General features: G+C 35.6%; 19 protein-coding genes and 1 pseudogene. 19 read left to right on the top strand and 1 reads right to left on the bottom strand.

Annotation, left to right across the window (positions count from 1 at the left end; all coding sequences use genetic code 11):
- Window positions 1–346: 346 nt before the first annotated feature.
- Window positions 347–1,441 carry a PRK06851 family protein gene (locus MWH30_RS07590; protein ID WP_248663464.1) on the bottom strand — a complete coding sequence of 365 codons (1,095 nt, stop codon included), beginning with the start codon at window positions 1,439–1,441 and terminating at the stop codon, window positions 347–349.
- Between the two features lie 221 nt (window positions 1,442–1,662).
- On the opposite strand from MWH30_RS07590, the gene MWH30_RS07585 reads away from it, so the two are divergent.
- From MWH30_RS07585 to MWH30_RS07505, 19 genes and pseudogenes are all read left to right on the top strand, one after another.
- Window positions 1,663–2,049, top strand: coding sequence for a MerR family transcriptional regulator (locus tag MWH30_RS07585; protein ID WP_248663463.1), 387 nt, complete (start codon window positions 1,663–1,665; stop codon window positions 2,047–2,049).
- 109 nt (window positions 2,050–2,158) lie between these two features.
- Window positions 2,159–3,718, top strand: a complete 1,560-nt coding sequence (locus tag MWH30_RS07580) for an N-acyl-D-amino-acid deacylase family protein (RefSeq protein ID WP_248663462.1) — start codon at window positions 2,159–2,161, stop codon at window positions 3,716–3,718.
- 248 nt (window positions 3,719–3,966) lie between these two features.
- A complete protein-coding gene (glmU, locus tag MWH30_RS07575; RefSeq protein WP_248663461.1) occupies window positions 3,967–5,328 on the top strand; it encodes a bifunctional UDP-N-acetylglucosamine diphosphorylase/glucosamine-1-phosphate N-acetyltransferase GlmU in 1,362 nt (453 codons plus the stop codon).
- A 40-nt stretch (window positions 5,329–5,368) separates the two neighbouring features.
- Window positions 5,369–6,316: a ribose-phosphate diphosphokinase gene (locus tag MWH30_RS07570; RefSeq protein WP_248663460.1), complete on the top strand. Its 948-nt coding sequence runs from the start codon at window positions 5,369–5,371 to the stop codon at window positions 6,314–6,316.
- Between the two features lie 144 nt (window positions 6,317–6,460).
- The gene (locus tag MWH30_RS07565; RefSeq protein WP_248663459.1) at window positions 6,461–7,132 is read left to right on the top strand and encodes a 50S ribosomal protein L25; all 672 of its coding nucleotides are present in this window, start codon (window positions 6,461–6,463) and stop codon (window positions 7,130–7,132) included.
- A 77-nt stretch (window positions 7,133–7,209) separates the two neighbouring features.
- A complete protein-coding gene (gene pth / locus MWH30_RS07560) occupies window positions 7,210–7,767 on the top strand; it encodes an aminoacyl-tRNA hydrolase (protein ID WP_248663458.1) in 558 nt (185 codons plus the stop codon).
- A gap of 157 nt (window positions 7,768–7,924) precedes the next feature.
- Window positions 7,925–8,044: pseudogene (locus tag MWH30_RS13975) on the top strand (anti-sigma-F factor Fin); the annotation flags it as partial.
- An 82-nt stretch (window positions 8,045–8,126) separates the two neighbouring features.
- Window positions 8,127–11,645 carry a transcription-repair coupling factor gene (mfd, locus tag MWH30_RS07555; RefSeq protein ID WP_248663457.1) on the top strand — a complete coding sequence of 1,173 codons (3,519 nt, stop codon included), beginning with the start codon at window positions 8,127–8,129 and terminating at the stop codon, window positions 11,643–11,645.
- Between the two features lie 206 nt (window positions 11,646–11,851).
- Window positions 11,852–12,412: a stage V sporulation protein T gene (gene spoVT / locus MWH30_RS07550; protein WP_248663456.1), complete on the top strand. Its 561-nt coding sequence runs from the start codon at window positions 11,852–11,854 to the stop codon at window positions 12,410–12,412.
- Window positions 12,413–12,577: 165 nt separating this feature from the next.
- Window positions 12,578–14,185: a stage V sporulation protein B gene (gene spoVB, locus MWH30_RS07545; protein ID WP_248663455.1), complete on the top strand. Its 1,608-nt coding sequence runs from the start codon at window positions 12,578–12,580 to the stop codon at window positions 14,183–14,185.
- Between the two features lies 1 nt (window position 14,186).
- On the top strand, window positions 14,187–15,671 hold the full coding sequence (yabN, locus tag MWH30_RS07540) for a bifunctional methyltransferase/pyrophosphohydrolase YabN (protein ID WP_248663454.1): 1,485 nt from the start codon (window positions 14,187–14,189) through the stop codon (window positions 15,669–15,671).
- Window positions 15,668–16,834, top strand: a complete 1,167-nt coding sequence (locus MWH30_RS07535) for a D-alanyl-D-alanine carboxypeptidase family protein (protein WP_248663453.1) — start codon at window positions 15,668–15,670, stop codon at window positions 16,832–16,834. Before yabN ends, MWH30_RS07535 begins: the two co-directional genes overlap by 4 nt.
- Window positions 16,835–16,897: 63 nt before the next feature.
- Window positions 16,898–17,842, top strand: coding sequence for a SpoIID/LytB domain-containing protein (locus MWH30_RS07530; RefSeq protein WP_248663452.1), 945 nt, complete (start codon window positions 16,898–16,900; stop codon window positions 17,840–17,842).
- A gap of 78 nt (window positions 17,843–17,920) precedes the next feature.
- The gene (locus MWH30_RS07525) at window positions 17,921–18,109 is read left to right on the top strand and encodes a hypothetical protein (RefSeq protein WP_248663451.1); all 189 of its coding nucleotides are present in this window, start codon (window positions 17,921–17,923) and stop codon (window positions 18,107–18,109) included.
- 73 nt (window positions 18,110–18,182) lie between these two features.
- Window positions 18,183–18,437 (top strand): sporulation protein YabP, encoded by a 255-nt coding sequence (gene yabP / locus MWH30_RS07520; RefSeq protein ID WP_248663450.1) that lies wholly within the window; start codon window positions 18,183–18,185, stop codon window positions 18,435–18,437.
- 46 nt (window positions 18,438–18,483) lie between these two features.
- On the top strand, window positions 18,484–18,918 hold the full coding sequence (yabQ, locus tag MWH30_RS13970; RefSeq protein ID WP_372494149.1) for a spore cortex biosynthesis protein YabQ: 435 nt from the start codon (window positions 18,484–18,486) through the stop codon (window positions 18,916–18,918).
- 83 nt (window positions 18,919–19,001) lie between these two features.
- The gene (locus MWH30_RS07515; RefSeq protein WP_248663449.1) at window positions 19,002–19,358 is read left to right on the top strand and encodes an FtsB family cell division protein; all 357 of its coding nucleotides are present in this window, start codon (window positions 19,002–19,004) and stop codon (window positions 19,356–19,358) included.
- On the top strand, window positions 19,339–21,480 hold the full coding sequence (locus MWH30_RS07510) for a Tex family protein (RefSeq protein WP_248663448.1): 2,142 nt from the start codon (window positions 19,339–19,341) through the stop codon (window positions 21,478–21,480). The genes MWH30_RS07515 and MWH30_RS07510 overlap by 20 nt, the downstream gene beginning before the upstream one ends.
- Before the next feature lie 109 nt (window positions 21,481–21,589).
- A complete protein-coding gene (locus MWH30_RS07505; protein WP_248663447.1) occupies window positions 21,590–21,949 on the top strand; it encodes a S1 RNA-binding domain-containing protein in 360 nt (119 codons plus the stop codon).
- The last annotated feature ends 31 nt before the right edge of the window (window positions 21,950–21,980 follow it).

Genomic DNA, 21,980 nt, shown 5'->3' with positions numbered 1-21,980 from the left:
CTATCCTCAATAGGTGTTGCTTTTTTATCTTATTTGTATTTATTTACATTTAAGGGATATATAATTAATAAAAATTTACCCTTGACAAATGAAAATATTTTTTATGCAATGCTAGTGAGATAAATTGTTTAATTCAGATGATAAATGATAGATGATAGAGGAAAAATAAAAACATAAGTTTAAGTTCAAATTCTATTAGACGCTGACTAAAATCCGACTAAGTTCGGACTAAAACATTAGTACATTAAGAGCTTAAAATATTTAGTCTTTTTATTTTAATTTTGTACGTTTTAGTCAGATTTTTGTCAGAACTTAGTCAGCGTCAAATTGGTTTTGAAGTTGCAACTTAAGTAGCTTTTTTTAAAATCTTTTTAATTATTTTTTTACGTAGTCTATTGATAGCTTCAAAGTCCATAGCCTTTATATAGTAGTCTTCTAATTTATCATGTAGCTGCTTAGCAGTAGATATTTTAGCAGTGGCCTGGGAGACTAGGTGGTGATAGCGCTTTTCTACATCCAAGATTTCTGTTTTTGATTGGTTAATTATTTTTGCATTGCTGAAATTCAACATATTAATGATTATATCTTCTTCTCGTTCGTTTTGTAGTTGGTGAGGTGGAGACCCATCGATTAAAGCAGTGCTTAATTCAGGGATTACAACTGTGTCTATACTTTCAGGATCGAAAGCGCAGTGAAAGAAGTTCACTTGATACCCCTTTTTGAGAGCAGTATTTCCTATTTCACTAGCTAAATCAGATTTGCCAGTACCAGGCTTTCCTTTTAAAATATAGCGATTATCTATTTGAGCCGTAATGCTATCTAAATAATTTACAGAGCCTTGAGGAGTGAGAGCACTGGCAAAAAGACGACGTACTTCTCCTTTTTGGGCAGTAACTTTTTTATTGCCAAAGATCTCATTTTTTAATTTATTAAGCTGCGCCTCCACTTTTTGCCAGTTAGTTGCTTCTATGTAATAATTTTGCCATTGATCATAAGTTAATTTAGCTATAGCTAAATAATCATAAGCTTTTTGAAAGCTTATGGAAATTTGATTATTTAGTTCTTGAATTTCTTTTTTGTATTCTTTAAGCAGTTTTTCATTCCAGTGTCTACCAAAGTTAATAATCCTATCAACAGCACCTGGATTTTTAGGGTCTACTAAGTGGGGAGCAGTGCCATCTAAAATAGCCACTTTTAACTTCTTAATCACTACTCCATCCAAAGAATTATTATCCGATGAACACCAGTGAAATTCAATATCAAAACCGGCTTCTACCATTTTTTCTCCAATTTTTCTGATGAAAGTAGATTTGCCAGTGCCGGGCCCGCCTTTAATAATGAATATATCTTCAGCTTGATGAGGTAAGTACTCATAAAATGAACAAAAACCTTGGGCAGTATTCCCTCCGGAAAATAAGTTAATAATATTTCCTTTAGCCATCGGTAGTCCTCCTTAATTTAAAATTAACTATCTATTATTTATAATATGTGTTAGCATTAAAAATGTGAATAAAAACTATGAATATTTGGATACTATGTGAGCTTTTTAATGAATAACTGGATATTATGTGAGCTTTTCTGTAGATGTTTAGACTAGTCAATTGACATAAGGTTTATCATTTGTTAATATAAATTTATAGAGGTTAAAGGAGTTGAGGATAAATGAATAATGCTAACCCTAATACTCCCATTTATTCTATTGGGGCTGTTAATGAGAAAACTGGATTGACTAGAAGGCAGATTCGCTATTATGAAGAAGTAGATTTGATTAAACCCGCTAGAACTGAAGGTAATCAGAGGATTTACTCTCAAAACGATATCGCTCGTCTAAATAAAATTAAAGAGCTATTAGAATCAGGCTTGAATATTGCTGGAATAAAAAAACAACTGGGAACGGCTGAGGAAGAGCAAAAAAAGAGAGAGAGTTCAAATAAAAAAAGTTTGTCAAGCGGACGTAAGGTTAGTCAAAAAAAGCTTACATCTTTGTATCCAGTATCCAATAGAGCAGACTTAATAGAGCTGTTAAATGAAGAAGAGTTTGAAGAATAAATATTTTGAAGACTCCATATCAATAGATGTGGAGTTTTTTTGATGTTAATAATATTTTGAGAAGGGAGATTGAGTTAAGATTTTAGATTTAAAGTTAAGCTCTGGTTTAGTGATAGATGGAAGTGGCCAAGAGGTATTTGTAGCTGATATTGGTATAAAGCAAGGAGTAATAGCTGAAGTTGGTGACTTACAAAAAAGAGAAGCTTTAGCAGAGTACAATATAGCAGGGTTGGTAGTGGCGCCAGGATTTATAGATATTCACTCTCACTCGGAACTATCTATTTTAGCTAATCCTCACGTTACTAGTAAGCTATACCAAGGAGTAACTACCGAAGTGGTAGGAAACTGTGGCTCTTCAGTGGCTCCTGTTTTAGAGCAGACTACGGAATCAATTAGCAAAAAGCTAGCTAAATATAACTTAGAACTACAGTGGGAAGGAGTAGCTGAATACTTAGCTACAGTGAAAGAGCAAGGGAGTAGTGTTAATTTAGCTACTTTGGTGGGGCATAGTTTACTTCGTCAAGCTGTATTAGGTGATCAAGTTAGAGAGCCTAGGGCTGAAGAGTTAGCTACTATGAAAAAACACTTATTAGTAGCTATGCAGGAAGGAGCCTGGGGACTATCTACTGGTTTGATCTATCCGCCTTCTGCAAATGCAAATACTGCGGAGTTGATTGAATTAGCTAAAGTAGTAGCAGAGCAAGGTGGAATATATGCTACTCATCTGCGCGATGAAGGTGATCAGTTAATTTCAGCAGTTAAAGAGGCTATTGAAATTGCTGAACAGACAGGAGTTTCAGTACAGATTTCTCACCATAAGGCTAATGGTAAAGGAAACTGGGGGAAGGTAGAACAGACTTTAGAATTAATTGAAAAGGCTAATCAAAGAGGTTTAAATATAAACTGTGATGTCTATCCTTATTTAGCTACTTCTACTGGTTTAGCAGCTTTGCTGCCTCGGGAGTTTAAACAAGGAGGGAAAGAAAAGGTTTTAGCTAGGTTGAGACAGAAAAAAAACAAGCAACAGCTGAGAACTTATTGGCAGCAGCAAAGAGCTAATCAGGAATCTTGGGAGCAAATTATTATTGCTGAGGTTAATCAGAGTCAAAATAAATATTTAGAAGGAAAAAGTATTGCCCAAATAGCTGCTGAAAAAGGAGAGGAGGCTGCCGAGGTAGTAATTGAGTTATTATTAGCAGAGCGCCTAGCGGTTAGTATGGTTAAATTTTCAATCTGTGCTAGGGATTTAGAACGAGTAATGAGCTATGATGGGACTATGATTGCTTCTGATGCAGCAGCTAGGGCTAAAGACGGTTTATTAGATCGCTCAATTCCTCATCCTAGAGCTTACGGTAGTTTTCCGCGAGTAATAAATAGTTATGTAAAAGAAAAGGAAGTTCTTGGTTTGGAAGAAGCAGTTAAAAAAATGAGTTATTTGCCAGCCGAAAAATTGGGTTTAGTAGATAGAGGTAGGATTAAAGAGGGATTAGTAGCTGATTTAGTAGTTTTTGATTTAGATAAATTTAAGGATTTAGCTACTTACGAAGAGCCGCATCAATATGCACAAGGAATTAAGCATTTACTAGTCAATGGTCAATTTGTGATTAAAGACTCTACTTTAGAGAAAAGATTACCTGGACAGATTTTAACTAAGAAAAGCTATTTTTAGGCTAATATTTTTTTAAAAAATCGCATACCATAAACTTGACATAAGATTATTTACTTGTTATAATATCTCTTGTTGTTAGTGATTGTATTATCATTTAGTAGTTGACTTTTTAGTTAAGAAAAAGGATTTGAAATTAGCTATTAATGGAGCCTTTGCTCCTTTTTTTATTATTAAGGAAATTATACTTTGCTCTTTCTTAGTAAGTAGAGTTTATTTATAGATATTCCTTTGAAGGGGGTTCTTAGAGAATGGATAGACTGGCCGTGGTGGTTTTAGCTGCTGGTAAAGGGACGCGAATGAAGTCAGAACTTCCTAAAGTTTTACATAAGGTGTGCGGTAAAGCTATGGTTGAACATATTCTCTTTGCTGCTCAAGACTTAAATCCAGAACGAAGCATAGTAGTTGTAGGCTATAAAGGTGAGATAGTTAAAGCAGAGTTGGAGAGTTTAGAAGTAGACTTTGCTTATCAAAAACAGCAGTTAGGAACTGGGCATGCTGTAATGCAGGTTGAAGAGTTTTTGCAGGACTTTGAAGGTTCGGTATTAGTTTTATGTGGTGATACTCCTTTATTAACTGCTGAAACCTTAAGTAATTTAGTGGAGAAACAGCAACAACAAGGTGTGGCAGCAGTTTTAACTACTGAAGTTGATGATCCTAGCTGGTACGGAAGAATAGTTAGGGATAGCTCGGGTGATTTAGTTAAGATAGTCGAAGAGGAGGATGCTACTCCGGAGGAACGTCAAATACAGGAGATTAATACTGGAACTTATTGCTTTGATAGCCAGTATTTATTTAAGGCGTTGCAAGAGATTGAAGCCGATAATGCTCAAGGTGAGTACTATTTGACTGATGTTATTGAAGTGCTTACTTATGAAGGAGAAAATGTAGCTGCGGAGCTGGCTGTTGATTCGGCTGAGACTTTAGGAGTTAATACTAGGCGGCATTTAGCTACGGCTGAAAAACGATTAAGGAAGAGGGTTTGTAATAAGCATTTAGCAGCTGGAGTAACTATTATCGATCCTGAAAATACTTTTATAGATTCAGAAGTAGAAATCGAACAGGATACGGTGATTTATCCTTATACTATTATTGAAGGGGCGACTCAGATAGGTAGTAACTGTACTATTGGGCCTCACAGCAGAATTATTGATTCTCAATTAGCTGCTGGGGTCGAAGTACAAAATTCAGTTATTAAAAAGGCTAAAGTGGGAGCCGAGGTGCAAATAGGGCCTTTTGCTTATCTGCGTCCGGGAACAGAGTTAGAGGCTGGAGTTAAAATAGGAGACTTTGTAGAGATTAAAAAATCTAAAGTAGCTCAGAGAACTAAGATACCTCATTTGAGCTATGTAGGTGATGCAGAGATTGGTGAAGATGTGAATATCGGTGCTGGTACTATAATTGCTAACTATGATGGTCAAGAGAAGCATCGGACTGAAATTGGAGATCAGGCTTTTATAGGTAGTAATTCAACCTTGATTGCTCCTCTCAACATTGGTAAATCAGCGATTACTGGGGCTGGCTCAGTAGTTACTAAGGATGTAGCTGCTGATAGCTTAGTACTAGGTGTACCTGCCACTGAATGTGAAATAAACAAAGAAGATAATGACTAAGTTTAACTAAGATTGAGATTGCTAGGAGGCAGTATAGACAATGGGATCTTATAAGGAACGGCTGAAAATATTTACTGGAAACTCAAATCCGGAGTTGGCTCGCGAAGTATGTAACTATTTGGGAACCTCTATAGTTACTTCTAATGTATCTAAGTTTAGTGATGGTGAAATTGAAGTTACTATCGAAGAAAGTATCCGGGGCTCCGATGTATTTGTTATTCAACCTACTTGTGACCCCGTAAATGAAAATATTATGGAGCTTTTAATTATGATTGATGCGTTAAAAAGAGCCTCGGCTAGAAGTATTACGGCAGTGGTACCTTATTTTGGCTATGCTAGACAGGATAGAAAGGCTAAGCCTAGAGATCCTATTTCAGCAAAGTTGATTTCCAATTTATTGGCTTCTGCTGGGACGGATAGAATAGTTGCTATTGATTTTCATGCTGCTCAAATCCAAGGCTTTTTTGATATTCCGGTAGATCATTTATTAGGTGCTCCGATTTTAGCTGAGTACTTTTTAAATAAGGAGTTAGACGATTTTATTGTGGTAGCTCCTGATGTGGGGGCTGTTAAGCGGGCGCGGGACTTTGCAGAAAGGCTTAATACCTCTATTGCTATCATAGATAAAAGAAGACCAGAACCTAATGTTTCTGAAATAATGAATATTATTGGTTATATAGACGGGAAAGATGTAGTTCTTTTGGATGATATGATAGATACAGCCGGTACTATTACTCGAGCAGCTAAAGCTTTACGAGAAAGAGGAGCTAAGAATATTTATGCTTGCTGTACTCATCCTATCTTTTCGGGGCCGGCTATTGAGCGTTTAGAGGATTCGCCGTTAAAAGAGGTAGTAGTTACTAATACTATTCCTCTACCTAAAGAGAAAAATTTGGACAAGGTTACAGTGCTTTCCATTGCTCCTTTATTAGGAGAGGCAATTGATAGAATCTTTAAAGACTTATCGGTAAGTGTATTATTTGATTAGAACTTTGATAATTAGTTAAAAAAATGTTATAATGAATAAGCTAAGAAATTAGAATCTTAATTGAAGAGTTCGGGTAATAAGTGTTTGCTAAATATGGTTAAATAATTTATTAAGAAAGAACTTAGGAAAAAGGAGAGGGTATCAATGGAACAGTTAGAGCTTGAAGTCGAATTAAGGGATGAAACTGGAAGAAATCAGGCTCGGAGATTGAGAGAAGAAGGTCTAGTGCCGGGGGTAATTTATGGTCAAGATCGAGAACCGGCTACTTTAAAGCTAGATGCTAATGATCTAGCTGAGGTAACGGGCGGTAATAAGATTATTAATTTAAAGTTAGAAGATGATGTGGAAGCAGTGATGATTAAAGATCTACAGAAAGATGCTATAACTGGAGAGTTTTTGCATGTGGATTTTCACCAAATTAATCTTGATGAAACAGTAGTTGTAGAGGTGTCCGTAGATCTAGTAGGTACTTCAGCAGGTGAACGAGAAGGTGGAGTACGACAGCAGTTACTTAGAGAAGTAAAGGTTGAATGCTTACCAACCGAAATTCCAGCCAGCATTGAAATAGATATTTCTGAATTGGAGGTTGGCGAGTCGCTTCACGTAGCTGAATTAGAAACTGCTGATGAAGTAGAAATCATAACTTCAGGTGATGAGGTATTAGTAACTGTAGTTGCTCCTACAGAGCTTGATCTTGAAGAGCCAGAGGAAGACGAAGAAGATCTTCTAGAAGAACCAGAAGTAATTGGAGAAGAGCCAGACGAAGAGTTAGAAGAAGGAGAAGAAGTACCAGGAGAAGAAAGCTACGAAGAATAGACTACAAACTATTAGTTTTAGGCGTAATCACGGTCAATGGTTACGCCTTTTTTAATTTTTAAAAGGAGTTGATAGCTGTGAGATTAGTAGTAGGATTAGGAAATCCTGGTTTTAAATATGCTCGAACTAGGCATAATATCGGTTTTAGAGTTTTAGATTCTTTTGCTGAAAAGAATAAAGTTAAAATTAAGCAGGAAAAGCAGAAAGCTTTAACGGGTAAGCTTTATATTAAAGGCGAAAAAGTGATACTAGCTAAGCCACAGACTTATATGAATAAGAGTGGGCAAGCAGTTAAAGGGTTAGTTGATTGGTATCAGTTTGATCCTCAGGATATAATTGTTATTTATGATGATTTAGATCTAGAGCCAGGTCATTTAAGAATTAGACGTAGTGGAGGACATGGAGGGCACAAAGGTTTAAAGTCAATTTTTAATAGCTTAAACACTAGAGAAATACCTAGAATTAGAATTGGAATCGGTAGGCCGCCGAAATATATGTCAGTTAGTGAATATGTGTTAGGAAAGTTTACAGCTGAACAAAGCAGCTTAATAGAGGATAGTGTTGAGCGGGCTCAAGCAGCATTAAAGGTTATTTTAGCGGATGATTTAACCACAGCTATGAATAAGTATAATTGATTACATATTTATGCTAATAATAGTGAATACTCATAATTGAAGCTTTGAAAAATACTCTATCACTTGTTAAAGAGAATTTAAAATGAAAATGCTCAAATACTAAGTTATTGGAGCATTTTAATTGGTTACCTGGAAAGTATAGGAAGTAGATAAAGATAGACTAGACTTTTCTATCTTGACGATATTGGAAAAAAAAGATATAATTAATAAGAAAAGAGGTAGCATAGAAATTAGGACTGTTTGTGGTCGGTGTGAACAAGGAATAGATTTTATTTAGTTAACAATTTTTTAAATTAAGTTTTAGGACCTTGGCTGAAGACTAGGGTCCTTTTTAATATATAGCTAACTTATAAGGAGTTATGACGAAAATGATAAATGCTTTAACAAAACTTTTAACTGAGTTTGAAGCCTTTAAAAATTTAAAGCAAGCTATGGATTTAAAATTAAATACTAAATTAACTCTTAATCTATCGGTTTCTCAGCGCGCTTTTATTATAGCTAATCTTTATGCTGAGCTTGAAGATAGAGCAATGTTACTTACTTATAATCGCCAGCGAGCTATAGATATTTATGAAGAGTTATTGAGAATTATCCCGGCAGCAAAGTTGTTTTTATTTCCAGAATTGGAGGTGCTACCTCACGAAAGAATTGAAGAGGATATTTCAGTAAGAATAGAAAGGTTAGAGGTATTAACTGCTCTAAACTCTACCGCTAAACCATTAGTTATTCTACCTATTAAGGGTCTATTACAAAGGTTAGTTCCTCAGCCTGTATTTGTAGAGCACTGCTTTGAGATTAAACAAAGTAATCATTTACACCTTCAAAAGCTTAAATCAGACTTAGTAGCAGCAGGTTATAAAAGAGTAGATATGGTGACCAACAAGGGAGAATTCAGTGTTAGAGGTGGAATTATAGATATCTACTCCTTAACTATGGATAGTCCGGTGAGGATAGAACTATTTGGAGAAGAGATAGATTCTATTAGAACTTTTGATTTAGATACTCAGCGTTCTATAAAAAAGATAGAACAAGTTCTTATTTCTCCAGCTACAGAAACTTTATTAAACTTTAAAAATCTGAATAATTTAGTTCCTAAAATAGAAAAAAAATTGTTGGCTAGAAAAAAGAGCCTAATATCGGCCTCAAAAGAGGCTGAAGCCCAGGAGTTACTAGCAAGATACAACGAGGATTTGGAAAAAATCAAAGCCGAAGTTGTTTTTCCAGGGATAGAACAGTATTTACCTTTTATATATCAGGATATGGCTACGGTGATAGATTACTTTGGAAGCGGAAGTTTAATTTTTGACTCTCCTAATAGAGTTTGTGAACAGGCTTTTAACTTAATTAATGATTTTAATGAACTACGGATTTCGCTTTTAAATCAAGGAACTGTTTTAAAGAATTATGATCAACATTTTGCAGACTTTGAAAAGCTATTGTTAAAGATTAATAACTTTCCCCAGCTCTATTTAAGTGAAACTCAAAAAATTAAAAAATTTAAAATAGATCGAGAGATTAGCTTAAAGATTAACAAAACTACCAAGTTTAGAAGTCAGATTAATCAATTTATAAAGGAGTTAAAAGAATGGAAAGAGCAAAAATTCAGAATTTTAATTACTCTTTCTACTGCTAGTAAATGTAAAACTCTTGTCGAAAGATTACAGGAAGAGGGTTTAGCAGCTATTTACGTAGCCGAAGTAAAAGATCAGTTAAAAGTTGGCAATATAGTGGTAACGGTCGATAGCTTGGCTGAAGGATTAATTATACCTGAAGTGAACTTTATTCTCTTTACGGAAGGAGATATATTTGCTGACCCGCAGCGAAAAAATAAACGCAAGAGTAAGACCTATGATCAAGGAATTAAAATAGCTTCTTTAGAGGAGTTGGAAATAGGAGATTATGTGGTGCACGAAAACCACGGTATTGGTAAGTATTTAGGTGTTAAAACCTTGGAAGTACAAGGACACAATAAAGATTATCTATTGATTAATTATGCTGATCAGGATAAATTATATGTTCCTACTGATCAGGTGGATTTAATCCAAAAGTATGTAGGTAGCGAAGGAGCTCAGCCTAAACTGTATAGCTTGGATAGTAGTGAATGGTCGCGAGTAAAAAAACGGGTTAAAGAGTCGGTGCAGGAGATGGCTGAGGATTTACTGGAGCTATATGCTCAAAGAGAGGTAGCAAATGGTTATGCTTTTGCTGAAGATACAGTCTGGCAACAGGAATTTGAAGATGAGTTTCCTTATCAGGAGACTCCGGATCAGTTAAAAGCTATTCAAGAAGTTAAAGAGGATATGGAGTCACCGCAGCCTATGGATCGTTTGCTTTGTGGTGATGTGGGCTATGGAAAGACTGAAGTAGCTATTAGAGCTGCCTTTAAAGCGGTAATGGATGGGAAGCAGGTGGCTATGTTGGTTCCGACTACTATTTTAGCTCAGCAACATTTAAATACCTTCACCGAAAGATTTATTAGTTATCCTATTAAAATAGATGTTTTGAGTAGATTTAAAACCGCTAAAGAACAACAACAGCTTATTAAAGATTTAAAACTAGGTTCTTTGGATATTATTATAGGTACTCATAGGCTCTTATCTGCTGATGTTCAATTTAAGGACTTAGGGCTGTTGATTGTAGATGAGGAACAGCGTTTTGGAGTTAAGCATAAAGAAAAATTGAAAGAGCTTAAGAGTAATATAGATGTTTTAACCTTAACTGCTACTCCAATTCCTCGTACCTTGCATATGTCTTTAGTTGGGGTTAGGGATATGAGTTTGATTGAAACCCCTCCGGAGAATAGATATCCGATTAGAACTTATGTAAGAGAATATAATCCCGGCTTAATTCGTAATGCAATTACTAGGGAATTAAATCGGGGAGGGCAGGTTTACTTTGTACATAATCGAGTAGCTGATATTGATAAGGTAGCAGCTCGTATTCAAAAGTTATTACCGGAAGCTGAAGTAGCGGTAGCTCATGGACAGATGAGTGAATCGAAGCTAGAACGGATTATGATGTCTTTTTTAGAGGAAAAGCATAATGTTTTGGTCTGTACTACCATTATTGAAACTGGCTTAGATATTCCCAATGTTAATACTATTGTGATTAATAAAGCTGATCAAATGGGTTTAGCTCAGCTTTATCAACTCCGAGGTAGAGTAGGGAGGAGCAATCGGGTTGCTTATGCTTACTTGCTCTATCAGCAAGGTCGGGTACTATCGGAGGTAGCTGAGAAGAGATTACAGGCTATTAAAGAGTTTACTAATTTAGGCTCCGGCTTTAAGATAGCTATGCGTGATCTTGAAATTAGAGGTGCTGGTAATATTTTAGGCCCTAAGCAGCACGGTCATATTGAAGCTGTAGGTTTTTCTTTGTACTGTAAACTATTAGATCAAGCTATTACAGATTTAAAAGATCAGCCTGAGCTGGAATCGGAGCCGGAGATGGCAGTAGTGGATGTTGAGGTTGATGCCTATATAAGCGATGATTATATAAGTGATTCTAAGCAAAAAATAGAGATTTATAAAAAGATTTCTAAGGTAACAAGTTTAAATGATATTGCGGAAATTGAACGGGAGATGGAGGATAGATTCGGGGTTATGCCTAAGCCTTTTTTAAATCTAATCAAGTTAGCTAGAATTAGAGTTTTAGCTACAAAGCTGAATGTAGATAAAGTTTTTTCAAAAGAGGGTGAGATTGCTGTTAAGTTTAGTTCTGCTACTAATTTGACTGGTGAAAAAATACTAGAGTTAAGTAAGCAGTATCAGCTTCGTTTTAGATCGGCTAAAGAACCGCTTCTAGCTTTGCAAGTTATCCAAAATAAGTCTGTAGCTTTAGATAAGTTAACTAAAATTTTAAAACAGCTCCAAGAATAGTTAACTGTTGAAAAGGATAAAATATGATTAATATTTCATTAGCTGTTTCGAGACTGTTAATTCCTGCTGTTTAATAAAGTTTGAGAATAAAAATCTAAATTTAACTATATACTATGAATGAATACAGAGGCTCATTAATATAATTCAAGGAGGTGAAAACTGGTTAAATTGTATTTTGTTGAACAAAGTTATTTAACCAGGAAATTATGAAAGCTACAGGAATAGTGAGAAGAATAGATGATTTGGGAAGAGTAGTAATTCCTAAAGAGATTCGGAGAACTATGCGGATTCGAGAAGGAGAACCCTTAGAAATATTTGTAGATCGCGATGGAGAAGTGATCTTAAAAAAGTATTCTCCCATCGGTCAATTAAGTGAGTTTGCTGGTGAATATGTTGATTCTTTACATGAAGTGACGGGTTATATAGCCTGTGTTTTAGATAAGGATGTAGTAGTAGCCGTTGCTGGAGCTCCAGAAAAGAGATTTTTGGATAAGCCTATTAGCGAGGCAGCAGAAAAAGTATTAGCGGAGAAAGAAACAGTAGTGATGGAGGAGCCGGGAGAATACTCTTTCTGTAAAGATTGTCGGGGAACTAAAGAAGAATGTCAATTTAGTGCTCAGGTCTTAGCACCAATTGTTACTGCCTCCGGAGATGCAATAGGGGTAGTTGCTTTAAGCTCGCAACAGGAAAATGATAAAATGGGAGATTTAGAAATTAAACTAGCCAAAACTGCTGCTGGATTTTTGGCAAAGCAGATGGAGGATTAAGTTTAAGGTGAGTCGTCTTTTGGCTCACCTTTTTTATTGAATAATTAAGTAAATTTGAAGGAGTTTTTAATCTTATCTGGAATACATAGATGGTGGATATATAGAGGTAACTTTAAAAAGATTTTAACATCTTTTGGTATTTAGCTTGGGGAAGGAAGTCAGAAGATGACTAAAAAAAATAAACAGAGCTTTTTAAAAGGAGCTATGATTTTAACCTTAGCTGCTTTCATTAGTAAAGCTATGGGTTTGGTTTATCGAATTTTGTTAACTAGATTAATCGGTCAAGAGGGAATTGGACTTTATCAGATGGCTTATCCTATTTATACTACTATTTTAGTTATTTCTAGATCTGGAATTCCAGTAGCTATTTCAAAATTAGTAGCAGAAAAGGTAGCAGAGAATAATAAAATGAGTGCTCATAAGATTTTTAGTATTGCTCGTAGAATTAGCTTTATTTTGGGTTTGTGCTTTACTGCGATCTTGATGTTATCTGCTGATTTTTTTGCTCGCAATCTGTTAAGAGACCCTAGGGCTTTTTATTCAATCTTAGCTATTGCTCCGGCTGTCTTTTTTGTTTCGATAATGGCTTCTTATCGAGGTTTTTTCCAGGGCCTGCAGACTATGGTACCTACGGCTGTTTCGCAGGTAGTGGAGCAGTTGGTGAGAATGAGTACTATGCTACTCTTAGCCTATCTTTTATTAACGAGAGGTGTTGAGTTTGCAGCTGCTGGAGCTGCTTTTGGAGCAGTGACGGGAGCTATTGCTGGTTTAACGGTGCTCTTATATATATATAATCGACGTAAAGAGGAGATTAATGAGTTCTCTTTAAGCGGGCCCGGTGATAATTTATCAATGACAAAAGTTATTAGCAGGATAACATCTTTAGCGGTACCCGTTACCTTAGGAGCTTTAGTATTACCTTTAATGCAGTTTGTGGATGCTACTTTGATTCCTTGGCGTTTACAAGTGGCTGGTTTCTCTGTAGGGGAAGCTACTGGTCTCTACGGTAATTTTGCAGGGATGGCTATGGTTTTGGTTAACTTTCCGACAGTAATTACTGTTTCTTTGGCTGCTAGCTTGGTACCGGCTATTTCTGAAGCCTTTGCTTTGGAAAGAAAAAGATTAATTAAACATAGAACTCAGGCTGCTTTGCGGATTACCCTTTTTATTTCTTTACCAGCAGCAGTAGGTTTATTTATTTTAGCTACTCCGATTAGTCAGATGTTATTTGCTATTCCAGAGGCGGGAATTCCGTTGCAGTATGTTTCTTGGGGAGTAATTTTTGTTTGCTTGCAACAGACTTCTTCTAGTATTTTACAGGGAATAGGCAAGCCGGGGATTCCAGCTAGAAACTTATTTATAGGAGCGGCTGTAAATGCTACTATGAACTTTTTCTTAACGGCTAATCCAATGTTGGGTATTAGAGGGGCTGCTTTAGCTACTGCTTCCGGTTTTTTTATAGCTGCTATTTTGAACTTATTAGCTATTGCTAGATTGATCGGTTATAGGTATAACTATCGTGATATGTTAATCAAACCTATCTTGGCGGTAGTCTTGATGGCTATAGCAGTTACTACGGGTTATTCACAGGGGATAGAGATCTTAACTAGAAATACTGTTATTACTTTAGGAGCGGTATTTTTAGGAGCTGTAGTTTATATCTCAACTTTATTATTTAGTGGAGCTGTAAAAGAAGCAGATATTAAGCTGATTCCCAAAATTGGTGATAGATTAGCTGAGTTTTTAATGAGAATTGGATTAGTGAGGGGATAATATGGATAAAGATGAATTAGGTTCTTTGCAAATAGTTGGCTTGGGCCCGGGAGATTTAGGAGATTTGACGCTAGCTGCTTATGAAGCATTACAGAAAGCAGATAAACTATTTTTAAGAACAGTAGAGCATCCAGTTGTAACTCAATTAAAAGCTAAGGAGATAGATTTTAATTCCTTTGATGATATATATGAAAGCCAAGATGATTTTATTGAAGTCTATAATCAGATTGTTAATAAGTTGCTGAAAGAAATTGAAGCAGGCTTAGATATTGTTTATGGAGTGCCAGGCAATCCTTTAGTGGCTGAAAAGTCTGTACAGCAATTATTAGCTAAGCTTCCTAGCGATAAAGTAGGAATAATTGCTGGACTTAGTTTTTTAGAGCCGCTATTTATTGCTCTTGAACTGGACCCTATAGCTGGATTACAGATTTTAGATGCTTTAAGTCTAAGCAAAGAGCAGTTACAGCCTCAACAGGACTTGATTTTAACTCAAGTATATAATTCATTAGTGGCTGCTGATCTTAAATTAACTTTATTAGAAGTCTATCCAGCAGAACATTCAATACAGGTAGTTAGAGCTGCGGGAGTACCTGCATTGGAAAAAAGATCTAAGCTACCTCTCTATCAATTAGATAGATTGGACTGGCTAGACCATTTAACTACTGTTCACGTTCCTCCTAAGGAGAGTGAAGCCTTTTATATGAATGAGCTAACTGAGTTTAAGACTCTAGTTCAAATAATGGCTAAACTTAGAGGTAAAGAAGGCTGTCCTTGGGATTTAGAACAGACTCATGATTCCTTGAGGCCTTATTTAATTGAGGAAGCTTATGAGGTGCTGGCAGAAATAGAGGCTGGAGATATTGAAGCTTTATGTGAAGAACTAGGTGACTTATTGCTACAGGTTATTTTTCACGCTCAAATTGCTAAAGAGAATAATAACTTTGAAATTGAAGATGTAATTTATGGTATTTGTGAAAAGATGATTAAGCGTCACCCACATGTGTTCAGCGATGAAGACTTAAATTCAGCTGTTGAAGTAGAAGGTAGATGGGAAGAAATAAAGAATGCTCAAAAGTCTAAAGCTAAAAAAGATGAGGATATATTGGCTACTCCTAAAGGACTGCCTAGCTTGATGGAAGCTCAAAAGGTACAACAGAAAGCAGCAACAGTAGGTTTTGACTGGGAGAGTATTGAAGGCGCCTTAGCTAAACTCCAAGAGGAGTTAGGAGAGTTTGCAGAGGCTTTGGAAGAGCAAGGCGCTGATAGAATTAGAGAAGAGTTAGGAGATGTATTATTTGCCATCGTTAATATAGGCAGGTTTTTGGATTTTAATCTCGAATTAGTGCTAAGAGATGCTACTCAGAAGTTCAAAAAAAGATTTGCTGATATGGAAACAGAACTCAAAAACAGTAGCCTTAAACTAGAAGATATATCTTTAATTGAACTAGAAGAATTATGGCAAAGAGTTAAAAAAATGAAGGAGTGAAGATATTGAAACTTTGGAAAAACTTATCAATCAGCATATTATTGCTTATTATTCTCTTGCTTTCATATCCAGCCTTTGCTTTTGAGGTGGAAGCGGAAACGGCACTTTTGATGGAAGTGGAAACCGGCCAGGTTTTATTCAGTAAAAATGCTCATGATGGACTGCCGCCAGCTAGCATGACTAAGATAATGACTATGTTATTAACTATGGAAGCGTTGGAAGAGGGATATATTGATTTGGAAGAAGAGGTAGTTACTAGTCGACGGGCGGCTAGTAAAGGTGGTTCTCAGATTTATTTATCTGCTGGGGAAAGAATGCCTGTACAAACTTTATTGGAGGCTGTAGCTATTGCTTCGGCTAATGATGCCACGGTGGCTCTTAGTGAACATGTTGCTGGCTCTAAAGAAGAGTTTGTGAGAATGATGAATAGAAGAGCTGAGCAGTTAGGGATGAATAATACTAAATTTGTTAATACTACTGGCTTGCCGGTAGTAGGGGGAAATCACTATGCTAGCGCTTATGATATTGCTTTAATGTCTAGAGAGTTAATTCTTAACTATCCTGAAGTTTTGGACTGGACAGCTATTTGGATGGATGAAATTAGAGATGGCGAGTTTATATTATATAACACCAATAAATTACTAAGACGTTATCCAGGTGTTGACGGTTTAAAGACAGGTTGGACTACAGAAGCGGGTTATAGCTTAGCTGCTACAGCTACTCGCGATGGTAGAAGATTAATTTCAGTAATAATGAAAACAGATAGTGAAGAGGAGCGCTTGGAGGAGTCGGCTAAGTTATTAAATTATGGCTTTAGAAGATTTAACGTAGAGGATATAGTTAGTAAAGGTGAGTTGGTAGGAGAAGTAGAGGTGCAAGAAGGTAAACAACCGGTAGTAAATTTAGAAACAGCTAATGATTTACGAAGAAGTGTACTAGTTGGTAGTAGAGATGAGATAGAGAGAGAAATAGTAGTTGATGAAAATATAACAGCTCCGGTTGAAAAAGGAAAGGTCTTAGGAGAGTTAATTTTAAGTAATCAAAATGAAGAGTTGGGCAGGGTAGAATTAGTAGCAGCTGAAGAGGTGGAGCAGTTAGGATTTTTGGCTAGACTTTTGCGTAGGGCTCGAGAGCTTATTTTGGGATTTTTAGGTAGGATTTAATTATGCATAATCCCTCCCTGATAGAGATAGAATAAACTTAAACCAATAGGGAGGGATTAGTAGTTGAGGTTTAGTAAAGTTAATAAGTATAAATTTTTATTGATAATATTGGGATTAATAGTAGTATTGACTGCTTGTGATGCTCAAGATGGTGAAATTGGTCAAGAAGATATAGAAAAAATTGAGGAACCAATAGTCAAAGTTGAATTAGCGGATGGACAGATTGAAGAAATGCCTATAGAAGAGTATGTAGCAGGAGTAGTAACGGCCGAGATGAAGGCAGACTGGCCGGTGAATGCTTATGGAGCTCAAGCTATTTTGGCTCGTACTTTTGCTATGAAGCAGTTTACTGAAGAAGGTACAGATTTGATTAGTGGCGACCATAGACAGGCTCAGGCATATACATCTGAAGGTATTACTGAAGATGTTCGAGAGGCTGTAGAGAAGACTAGAGGTGAAGTGGCTATTCATAATGGTCAATTTATTAATAGCTGGTTTCATTCTAGTGCCGCCGGTAAAACAACTACTGCTCAAGTCGGCTTAGGTTTTGATGGGCCAGAACCTGAATATACTGCTATAGTTGAGTCACCTGACCAAAATGCTCCCGAAGATGTTCAAAGTTGGGAAGCAGATTTTGAGCAGCAAGAGGTCTTAACTGCTTTAACCGAACTTGGTTTAGAAGGTGTAGAGCAGATAGAGAGTATTGAAATAGCAGAAAAGGATCCTACGGAAAGAGTCGTAGACTTTACTATCAATCACAATAGTGGAGCAGACAGGGTAGGAGCTGCTGAATTTAGAAATGCTCTGGGCCCTGATAGCTTAAAATCCACTTTGATAACCTCTATTGAAGCTGATGGTAATCAGATTACTTTTGCAGGTAGTGGTTGGGGTCATGGAGTAGGTATGAGCCAGTGGGGAGCTCATTCTATGGCTGAAGATGGTAGATCAGCAGAAGAAATAATTGATCATTATTATAAAAATATCCAGATTATAGAGAAGTGGGATTAAACTCCTGCTTCTTTTTTTATTTTGTCTATTGATTTAGCTAATACTAAAGATAATAATTATTTTAGGAGGTGCTAAATCATGAAAGATGAAAAAACAGAGTTTGATAAATTTATTGAAGCTGATCGGAATATTGAAGAAGAAATACACTTAAACCCTAACCGGTATATTCAAGGTGATTTTGATATGGAATTAGCTAAGCAGATTAGTTCTGTTGGCTGGTGGTCTAACAGATGGACTAATATGAGTGATCACGAAGAGAAAGACTAAAATTAATGGCTAGGAATAGATACTTTTTAAACGGCATAGGTATAGACTAGAGAGGTGAAAGGAGGAGAGTAGAATGGGGAAGCATAGAATTGAAATTGAAAACCGGGAGGCTATGGAGTTAAGTGGAGTAATAGAAGTCATTAATTTTAGTGAAGAAGAGATATCTTTAGCTACCGAGTTAGGTCCTTTATTTATCGTTGGTAAAGAGTTAAATATTAGACACCTAAACTTAGATGAAGGTAAATTAATAATTGATGGACAGTTGATTAGCTTAGACTATTCTGCTGAGCAAAAAGAAGGTGGTATACTTAGTAGTTTGTTTAAATAATTTTCCCTATTTAAGCTGTTAGTTTTTAAAGACTGAGGTGAGGGTAATGGTTGTTTTAGAAGTGCAGTTTATAACCTTTATATATATGTTAACAACTGGTTTTATTTTAGCTTTAGTTTTTGATTTTTATAGGGCTTTAAGGAGTTTAGGTTATCTAGGAGATATAATTACTAAATTAATTGATTTTAGTTTTTGTATATTAGCAGGAGTTATAGTTTTTATTATTTTGTTGAGAGCCAATTTAGGAGAAATTAGATTTTATATTTTTTTAAGTCTGCTTTTAGGAGCTTTAATTTATAATCAAACTTTGAGTAGTTTTTTTTTAAGGTTTTTTAGTTCTTTATGGGCTGAATTTTTTAAATTAATTAACAAGTTTTTAAAAGTAATCAAAAAAATTTATAAATTTTTCAAAAATTTATTGAAGCGATTACAGCAAATATTATTTAAGTTTAAGTCTAAACTTAGTTCATTTTTGGATTGAATTTTGTAATAGATAAAGGTTATTTAGAATTAATATAGAAGTAATTTAAATAAATAGCTAGTGGAGGCAAGGAGGTTAAGCTAGTGGCTAATAACTATCAAAATCCAAAACAAAGAACTAAAAGTGCTGGCAAGTCCTTATTATTTTCTAAAAAAATTATAGTAGTTATTTTATTAGTGGTAATTGCTATTGTATATAATTTTTTGAAAGTTGATAACTATCAGCAAGCTAAAAATAAGGAATTACTTGAGTTTAAAAAGGAAGTTCAAACTTTAGAAGAGGAAATATATAGCCTAGAGCATAAATTAGAAGCAGTAAATTCTTCAAAGTTTGTAGAAGAAGTAGCTAGAAAGAATCTAGGTTTAGTTAAACCAGGGGAGATATTATACATAACGATTAGAGGTGAAGTAGATAAAGAGGATGCAAGAAAAAGAGATTAAAAAAAAGTTGGCAGCAGAGTTGGACTTGGACTTAAATCAGGTGGCAAGTACTATCAGCTTACTTGATCAAGGAAATACTATTCCTTTTATAGCTAGGTATAGAAAAGAAGCAACTAATAATTTAACTGAAACTCAGCTAAGGAATTTAAAGGAAAGATTAGCATACTTACGCAACTTAACTGCTCGTAAAGAAAAGGTGCTTAAGTTAATAGCTAAACAGGGAAAATTAAAGCCAGAGTTAAAAGCTAAAATTGAAAAAGCTACTAAACTACAGACAGTTGAGGATTTGTATAGGCCTTATCGGCCTAAAAAGAAGACTAGAGCAGCTAAGGCTAAAGAAAAAGGTTTAAATCCTTTAGCTAAAAAATTCTTGGCTCAAAAGATTGAAACTGGATCAATAGCCAAAGAAGCTCAATCTTATTTAGCTCCTGATAAAGGACTGGCCAGGATAGAGGAAGTGTTACAGGGAGTTAAAGATATTATTGCTGAAGAGGTAGCTAATCGGGCCCAAGTAAGAGCCTTAGCTAGAAAGCTGACCTTTAATAAAGGCAGCTTGAAGTCAGTAGTAATTACAGAAAAACAAGGAACCTATAGAGACTACTATGACTATCAGGAAGCGTTATCAAAAATCCCTCCTCATAGAACTTTAGCTATAAATCGCGGAGAAGCCGAGGATGTTTTAAGGGTAAAAGTAGTAGCGCCGGCTAGATTAATATTAACGGAAATTAAAAAATTAATAATTAAAAATAAAAACACATTATTTATAAAACACTTAGAAAAGGCTATTGAAGAAAGTTATCGGCGTTTAATTGCTCCGGCTATTGCTAGAGAGGTCAGGTCTAAACTGACCGAAAAAGCAAGCACCCATGCTATCGATATCTTTGCTAAAAATTTGCGTAGATTGCTTTTGCAGCCACCGATCAGAGATAAAGTGGTGTTAGGGGTTGATCCTGGCTTTAGGACTGGTGCTAAGTTAGCTATAGTTGACCAGCTAGGGAACTTGTTAGAGACAGCAACTGTATATCTTCACTCCTCAGCTAAGGCTGAGCAGATAATTAGAAGTTTAATAAATAATTATCAAGTAGATATTATAGCTATTGGTAATGGTACAGCTAGCAGAGAAACTGAGGAATTAATAGCAGAAGTAATTTCAACTCTTGAGCAAAAAGTAGCTTATACTATAGTTAATGAAGCTGGAGCTTCAGTTTATTCTGCTTCTCAAGTAGCTCAAAAGGAACTGCCGGAATTAGATGTCTCTTTGCGAGGTGCCGTTTCTATTGCTAGAAGATTACAAGACCCTTTGGCAGAGCTAGTTAAGATTAAACCGCAGCATATTGGAGTAGGTATGTATCAACACGATCTTAAAGAGAGTGAATTAGCGGCTGCTTTGGAATCAGTAGTAGAGTCAGTGGTAAACTATGTAGGAGTGAATCTTAATACTGCTTCTCCAGCTTTGTTAAACTATGTAGCCGGTATTAATAAACAGGTTGCTGAAAAAATAGTTGAGCAGCGCCAGGAAAAGGGAAGATTTGAGAAAAGGAATGAACTAAAAGAGGTTTATGGAGTAGGTCCTAAGACCTTTTTACAAGCAGCCGGCTTTTTAAGAATTTATGAAGGACAGGACAAATTAGCTATGACTCCTATTCATCCGGAATCTTATTTTTTAGTAAAGAAGTTATTAAATAAAATAGGGTTTAACTTGCAAACTATAGACTTTCAAAGGGATCAGGCTGAATTGAAAGAAAGATTAAAAAATTTACACTTTGAAGATTTGGAATTTGAGATGGGAAATTATACCTTCCTAGATATTAAAAAAGCATTATTGAGACCAGGTAGGGATCCTCGAGAGGATCTACCGAAGCCAATTTTTAAAGAGGGGGTAGTTAAGTTAGCAGACTTAAAATCTGGGCTGGTTTTACGAGGCACAGTACGCAATGTTGTTGATTTTGGAGCTTTTGTAGATATTGGAGTTAAAGTTGAAGGGCTGGTTCATGTTTCCGAACTAAGTTCTGGTTATGTTGATAGTCCTTTGGAAGTGCTTAAGGTAGGAGATGTAGTAAGGGTGAAAGTATTATCAATTGATCAAAAAAGAAAAAGAATAGCTTTAACTATGAATTTTTAGCTAAGTACGTTTGACATCAAATAATATATGCGGTATAATGTGGGTAATTAGTGTAAGTTATTTTGCACTTATAAAATTTTAAATTATCATGAGGAGGAGTTTTTAAAGCATGTCAATTGAGGTTGGGAATACTGTAGAAGGAGTAGTGACTGGCATAACAAATTTTGGAGCTTTTGTAGAGCTATCTGGAGGTGAAACTGGTTTAGTTCATATTTCGGAAATCGCTGATACTTATGTTAAAAATGTAGAAGACTATTTGAGCATGAGGGAAAAGATTAAGGTTAAAGTGATTTCTATAGACGATGACGGAAAGATTGGCTTATCTATTAAGCAATTAGATGCTGAAAACCAGAAAGCCCCGAAGATGTCTTTTGAAGAGCAAATGGAAGAGTTTATGAAAGAAAGTAGCCAGCGACAGAAAGACCTAAAGAAAAGTATTGAATCTAAACGTGGTGGTTCTGCCTATTAAATTTAGCTTTTATATATATGGACTTCGGTAA

The sequence above is a fragment of the Fuchsiella alkaliacetigena genome (genome assembly GCF_023227765.1).
GTDB lineage: Bacteria > Bacillota > Halanaerobiia > Halobacteroidales > Acetohalobiaceae > Fuchsiella > Fuchsiella alkaliacetigena.
Note: the sequence above shows the minus strand (reverse complement) of the source record. Positions and strands in the feature narration are given on the sequence as shown.

Coding starts and splice junctions, on each gene's coding strand:
- MWH30_RS07590 (WP_248663464.1), bottom strand. CDS start 1,441: ATGGCTAAAGGAAATATTATTAACTTATTTTCCGGAGGGAATACTGCC.
- MWH30_RS07585 (WP_248663463.1), top strand. CDS start 1,663: ATGAATAATGCTAACCCTAATACTCCCATTTATTCTATTGGGGCTGTT.
- glmU (WP_248663461.1), top strand. CDS start 3,967: ATGGATAGACTGGCCGTGGTGGTTTTAGCTGCTGGTAAAGGGACGCGA.
- MWH30_RS07570 (WP_248663460.1), top strand. CDS start 5,369: ATGGGATCTTATAAGGAACGGCTGAAAATATTTACTGGAAACTCAAAT.
- MWH30_RS07565 (WP_248663459.1), top strand. CDS start 6,461: ATGGAACAGTTAGAGCTTGAAGTCGAATTAAGGGATGAAACTGGAAGA.
- mfd (WP_248663457.1), top strand. CDS start 8,127: ATGACGAAAATGATAAATGCTTTAACAAAACTTTTAACTGAGTTTGAA.
- spoVT (WP_248663456.1), top strand. CDS start 11,852: ATGAAAGCTACAGGAATAGTGAGAAGAATAGATGATTTGGGAAGAGTA.
- spoVB (WP_248663455.1), top strand. CDS start 12,578: ATGACTAAAAAAAATAAACAGAGCTTTTTAAAAGGAGCTATGATTTTA.
- yabN (WP_248663454.1), top strand. CDS start 14,187: ATGGATAAAGATGAATTAGGTTCTTTGCAAATAGTTGGCTTGGGCCCG.
- MWH30_RS07525 (WP_248663451.1), top strand. CDS start 17,921: ATGAAAGATGAAAAAACAGAGTTTGATAAATTTATTGAAGCTGATCGG.
- yabP (WP_248663450.1), top strand. CDS start 18,183: ATGGGGAAGCATAGAATTGAAATTGAAAACCGGGAGGCTATGGAGTTA.
- yabQ (WP_372494149.1), top strand. CDS start 18,484: ATGGTTGTTTTAGAAGTGCAGTTTATAACCTTTATATATATGTTAACA.
- MWH30_RS07510 (WP_248663448.1), top strand. CDS start 19,339: ATGCAAGAAAAAGAGATTAAAAAAAAGTTGGCAGCAGAGTTGGACTTG.
- MWH30_RS07505 (WP_248663447.1), top strand. CDS start 21,590: ATGTCAATTGAGGTTGGGAATACTGTAGAAGGAGTAGTGACTGGCATA.